The following is a 5,325-nucleotide window of genomic DNA, read 5'->3' as shown; positions in this document are numbered from 1 at the left end:
TCTTTCAATACCTGAATCATTATTGCGCATGCAATTCTATCGTCCATCGATTTGGAGACAATTCTCTTTCCAAGATCGACAAAGGTTGAATCATAGGTTCCGAAAGTACCAATCGGTGCCTTATTCTCTGCGTCCTTCTTGTCAATTGCACCAATATCTACAAAAACATGATCGTAGTCCAGGTTCTTTATAGTCTCTCCTAGTTCCTTTGCCGTCTCACCTTCAACATCCACTACTCCCGAAGCTCCTGTCTCAAAGATCAATCTCGAACCGAGAAGCATGTACGGAGACAGTCCTCCAACTGAATCGACTCTCAAGAACCCGCTTGAATCAATGTGAGTGACCACAACCCCAATCTCATCCATGTGCCCGTCAAACAGAAGCTTTTTTCCACTACTTCCTCTTTTCACTGCAATAAGATTTCCTAAAGGATCTATCTTCATCTCGTCAACATAAGGCTTTATCTCTTCGACAATCACTTCTCTGATGGCAGACTCTCTGCCACTTGGAGAACTAACAGTGACAAGCTTTTCGATAAGTTTCTTCATCTAGACAGCACCTTCCCTTCCTTAACCAGTATAGTTGCAAGTTCTACTACTTTAAGAAAATCGTTGACATTTATTACCGAAGTTGGTGAATGAATGTATCTTGAAGGCGTGGAAATGACTCCAGATGGCACACCGGCCATTACTTTCGCAAGCCTTGCTGCGTCAGTTCCTCCCGCTATTCTGCTCTTATATTGGAACTCTATCGAATTGCTTTTTGCTGTTTCGACAATCGTGTCAAGGATCTTCTTGTCAAGAACCAAACCGCTATGAGCAAAAGTCAGTACGGGACCTTTTCCGAGACTTGTGGCCCATCTGTACTCGGGCAGCTCTGGATTGTCACCGGCTGTCGTATTCTCAAAGACTAGCGCAACATCGGGCTTGATTTGCTTCGCGGCAACACCGCTACCTCTTAGACCCACCTCTTCTTGAACGACCCATGCGAAATAAACATCGAAATCAACCGTTTTTTCGTCAAGGCTTTCAAGAACCCTTATCAAAACTTCACAACCGGTTCTGTCGTCGAAAGCCTTTGCGACTGCATAGTCTCCTATCTCTTCGTACCGAGTATCGAAAGAAACTGGATCCCCTATTCTATGTTTTTTTGAAGCCTCTTCCTTCTTTGAATAGCCTAAGTAGATTTTCAGCTTGTTCATGCTAGGAGTTTTCAAAACAGAAGAAGGGTCTTGGGTATGAATTGCCTCGAATCCAATAACACCAGGTGTCAAATCTTCACCAACCAAAACCTTTTTTCCAATCAGCACTCGAGGATCGACTCCTCCAATGTTAGTGAAAGAGAGCGTACCATCTTCATTAATCTTTTTGACCATAAGGCCAACTTCATCTGTGTGGGCAAGGAGCATAAGTCTCTTTGAACTTTTTCCATTTCCTTTCCTGATAGCAATTAGATTTCCAACCGTATCTGTCCAGATAGAGTCCACCTTTGATTTGACAACTTCCATAATGTATGAAGACACTCTTTCCTCAAAACCGGAGATTCCCGGGAGTTCGCACAGTTCTTTCAACCGTTTGAGCTTCATATTTCCTCATCTCCTTTTAGCGAGACGAAGAAACCGGCAAGCAATCTTGCAGTACCTGCAACGTCACTAATCTGAACAACCTCAACTGGAGTATGCATATGCATTTCAGGAAGTGAAAGCAGTAGAGTCGGAATGCCGATACCGGCTATCTGCACATTGTCAGCATCCGTTCCAGTTCTACCAGAACCAAACTCATACTGAACCTTTATTTCGTTGTCCTTCGCGTAGTTGTTCAGTAACTCAAAATACTTCTTGTGGATATTCGGACCTCCAACCGTCAAGGCCGGCCCCTTGCCAAGCTCTATATCACTCTCTTTATCATGATGAGTTACATCCATAGCAACCCCAAGATCTAATTCCAGAGCTTCTGCAGCTCCCTTTGCTCCAATAGCACCTACCTCTTCCCTCGTAGTAAAAACGAAGTAAACCGTGGGCGTTAAACTATACTTTGAAAGTTCTCTAGCAGTCTCTATACTTATAGCGGCACAAGCTCTATCATCCAACGCTTTGCCTGAAACCTTGCCGTTCATCTCAAATGCAGAAAAATCTACTACCGCAAGATCTCCGACATCAATCTTCTCAAAGTCTGGATTAATCGAAGCATCGATAAACAACTCGTCAAAAGAAGGGACCTCTCCTCTTGTCTCTTTCTTCTGAAGATGTGGAGCCAGCATGCCAATCACCCCGGCCCTTTCTTCTCCGTCTCTGCATTTAATCTTAACCTTCTGAGATATAAGAACTTTCGGATCTATTCCCCCCAGTTCTTCAAATCTCGCGAACCCTCTTTCGTCGATCTTTGAAATGACCAAAGACACCTCATCGACATGAGTGAATACTCCAATCCGCTTCTTGTCACCTTTCTTAACTGCGATTAGATTTCCGATCTCGTCAGTGTAGATCTCATCTACAAAGGGATCTATCGCCTCTTTAATTACTGAATGCACTTCACTTTCGTAGCCGACAGGTCCGAACGCATTGGAGAGATCTACTAACAATCTGGCTAGATTCAATTCGCCTCCCCCTTTACTTCAAACTTTACATTGTCTGCCTCTTCCACTATGATTCTTCCCGTTCTAACATGGGCAACGGCTGGACCATCAAAATGATCATATTCTTGAGTGATGAAGTTGCCTATTTGGATGAGCGACGGTTGTAAATCGATAGCCGCAATTACTCCAGTCTCGCCCTGGGAATAACCGGCTCTCAGAACTCCTTTCGCACTTCCGAATATCACTACGCTCCCTCCAGCTATTATTTCGGCGCCTGGATGAACGTTGCCAATAACTACTACATCAAAATTATGCACAACGATTTGACCAGATCTCAAATTTCGCCTAATAATCTGAGCTCCCCGAACTTCTGTGATCTTCTCTCTTACGAGATCATACTTCTGACCGACTTTGACGTCCTTTTGCTCCATGGTGCCAACCAGGATGTCTTTAACATGAACGCCGAGATCACTGAGCAATGAGACGATTTTTACTATATCGTCGGGCTTACTTGTATCTTGAGTAAGCATCAAAGAGATCTCATCTCCTTCAGAAAAAAAATCCTTTGCATCGACGAACTTCTTCATGATGTCTTGCCTGAGTTCGTCAACGCTTCTGTAAGAATCAATTAGAAGTATCAGGCCCTTCTTAGTCATTCTGAAATCAATCGGCACAGTGATCACCCCTTTCTTCAAGATTCTATCACGAAAAAACTCTGTCCAAGGCGCACTGGAATTGAAGAAGTGGGCTGGATGAACTGTCAGAAATGCACATCGGCCTCTTGACCGCCGACGGTTTATAGTGTAATATAAAATACGTGCTTCGGCCCTCATCGTCTAGTGGCCTAGGACACTGGCCTTTCACGCCGGCGACCGGGGTTCAAATCCCCGTGAGGGCGCCAGTGGTGGAAGCGTAGCTCAGAGGAAGAGCGTCTGCCTTACAAGCAGAAGGCCACAGGTTCGATCCCTGTCGCTTCCACCAGATTGATGGCGAGGTAGCTCAGCAGGTAGAGCAGCGGACTGAAAATCCGTGTGTCGACGGTTCGATTCCGTCCCTTGCCACCAGTTGGTTTTTTTCTTACGAATATTTCTTTGTTTGATATGTCCTCCGGGGCATATTTTTTTGAAGGTGTTTACTGTAAAGTAGCTGCTATAATGTAATTGTTTCCGGGGGTGAGAATGATAGAGAAGGTCCAGAGGCACAAATACATTATGAATCTACTTGAAGGTTCTTCTGTCCCTGTTAAGGGACAGTTTCTCGCCGACGAAACTGGTGTCAGCAGACAGATGATCGTGAAGGACATAGACGAACTGAGAAAAAATGGGTCGAGTATTGTCGCGACAACAAGGGGATACCTTCTCGGCAAAAGAAGGACCTTCAGAATGGTTGTATCGGTGAAACATGATGAAGAAGAAATTTATGACGAACTATGGGAAATCATTAAGGCTGGCGGCCATGTAGTTGATGTTAGCGTAATCCATGCAGTTTACGGAGAGCTAAAGGGCAAACTAGACCTTTCGACGATAGACGACCTTAACAGGTTCATAGCTGCTCTAAAAGCATCAAATGCAGTTCCTCTTCTCAGTCTTTCCAAAGATGGAGTTCATCTCCATACAATCGAGGCTGACTCTCATGAGTCTTTAGAAAGAATTAGAAGCATTCTAAAAAGAAAGGGTTACTTGCTTACCTGAAGGAGGCTCTGATGAACATTGATGAAGTGATCCAAAAGTATATAACTAAGGGCAGGAGAACGCGCATGCTTCTACTGACTTCACTGGAGTGGATGTTGGTGGCCGGAGGAGTTATGATTACCTCTTTGACACTTCCTTCGATCGTGGAAGATCTTGCCGGTACTACAGGCAGTCAGAATATGATGGCAAGTTCGGTATTCGTGGGAATGCTGCTCGGTGCGTTGTTTTCCGGAATGATCTCCGATAGGTTCGGTAGGAAGTGGACAAATCTCATCTTGTTGCTAATTGCAGGTCTTTCAACCGGATTTACCGGCGCATCGGTTTCAATGAGAGCTTTTTCCATTGGAAGATTCGTAGCCGGAATCGGCTATGGTGGTCTGCTTCCTGTAGTCAACGCATATCTTACTGAATTCTCATCTATAAAGATCCGTGGTTTGTATCTCGCTCTTCTTGAATCAAGCTGGGCCATTGGAAGTATAATCACTGGTGGATTTACCATGTTGACTTTAAACAGCCTTGGATGGCGGTGGTCCTTCTACTTTCTTGCATTATTCAGTGTACCACTCTTGCTAATTTCCTTCTTTCTTCCTGAAAGCCCCAAGTATCAGTTCATGAAAAAGGGCAAAGTCGCACTAGAGAAAATACTGGGAAAAGAGATTGATGAAGAGATAGAGATGCATAAACAGTCTAAGCAACCAATTCTCGGATTGTTCAAAGGTGATCTGGCTAGAAGGACAATAATGATCTGGATCAGCTGGTTTTCCGTAAGTTTTGTCTATTATGGAATCTACACGTGGGCGCCAAAGATCTTCATGTCCAAGGGACTGACGCCCGTTTCTTCCCTGTGGTATACCTTTTTCATGTTGATCATGCAACTGCCTGGCTATCTGACCGCAGTGATCCTCATTGAAAGAATTGGGAGAAAACCATCACTAACGTTCTTTTTTGGAGGAATGGCGGTTTCGTCAATCGTCATGGCACTGGTGAATAGTTCAGCTCTTCTTCTCGTTGCGAGCGTTTTGATTTCGCTTTTTGTGCTTGGAGCATGGGGAATGGTATA

General features: G+C 44.4%; 5 protein-coding genes, 3 tRNA genes and 1 pseudogene. 5 read left to right on the top strand and 4 right to left on the bottom strand.

Going from position 1 to position 5,325, the window contains the following annotated elements:
- From BG32_RS10900 to minC, 4 genes and pseudogenes are all read right to left on the bottom strand, one after another.
- Positions 1-548: pseudogene (locus BG32_RS10900) on the bottom strand (M42 family peptidase); the annotation flags it as partial.
- Positions 545-1,585: a M42 family metallopeptidase gene (locus BG32_RS10895; RefSeq protein ID WP_006492140.1), complete on the bottom strand. Its 1,041-nt coding sequence runs from the start codon at positions 1,583-1,585 to the stop codon at positions 545-547. The pseudogene BG32_RS10900 and the gene BG32_RS10895, both read right to left, overlap by 4 nt.
- Positions 1,582-2,595 (bottom strand): M20/M25/M40 family metallo-hydrolase, encoded by a 1,014-nt coding sequence (locus tag BG32_RS10890; protein ID WP_006492139.1) that lies wholly within the window; start codon positions 2,593-2,595, stop codon positions 1,582-1,584. Before BG32_RS10890 ends, BG32_RS10895 begins: the two co-directional genes overlap by 4 nt.
- A complete protein-coding gene (gene minC / locus BG32_RS10885; RefSeq protein ID WP_259459679.1) occupies positions 2,592-3,269 on the bottom strand; it encodes a septum site-determining protein MinC in 678 nt (225 codons plus the stop codon). Before minC ends, BG32_RS10890 begins: the two co-directional genes overlap by 4 nt.
- Before the next feature lie 130 nt (positions 3,270-3,399).
- Here minC and BG32_RS10880 point away from each other — a divergent pair.
- The 5 genes from BG32_RS10880 to BG32_RS10860 form a co-directional block, all read left to right on the top strand.
- Positions 3,400-3,475: transfer RNA gene (locus tag BG32_RS10880), tRNA-Glu, on the top strand.
- 5 nt (positions 3,476-3,480) lie between these two features.
- A tRNA-Val gene (locus tag BG32_RS10875) sits at positions 3,481-3,555 on the top strand.
- A gap of 7 nt (positions 3,556-3,562) precedes the next feature.
- Positions 3,563-3,638: transfer RNA gene (locus BG32_RS10870), tRNA-Phe, on the top strand.
- A gap of 114 nt (positions 3,639-3,752) precedes the next feature.
- Positions 3,753-4,265 (top strand): transcription repressor NadR, encoded by a 513-nt coding sequence (locus BG32_RS10865; RefSeq protein ID WP_006492137.1) that lies wholly within the window; start codon positions 3,753-3,755, stop codon positions 4,263-4,265.
- Positions 4,266-4,276: 11 nt separating this feature from the next.
- Positions 4,277-5,325, top strand: a 1,049-nt coding sequence (locus tag BG32_RS10860) for an MFS transporter (RefSeq protein WP_121526828.1), incomplete at its 3' end; no start/stop codon positions are given.

Source organism: Mesotoga sp. HF07.pep.5.2.highcov, assembly GCF_003666285.1.
Taxonomy (GTDB): Bacteria; Thermotogota; Thermotogae; order Petrotogales; family Kosmotogaceae; genus Mesotoga; species Mesotoga prima.
This window is presented reverse-complemented; position numbering and strand designations above follow the sequence as displayed.

Excerpts from the sequence above, each read along its gene's own strand:
- BG32_RS10895 (WP_006492140.1), bottom strand. The coding sequence starts at position 1,585 with ATGAAGCTCAAACGGTTGAAAGAACTGTGCGAACTCCCGGGAATCTCC.
- BG32_RS10865 (WP_006492137.1), top strand. The coding sequence starts at position 3,753 with ATGATAGAGAAGGTCCAGAGGCACAAATACATTATGAATCTACTTGAA.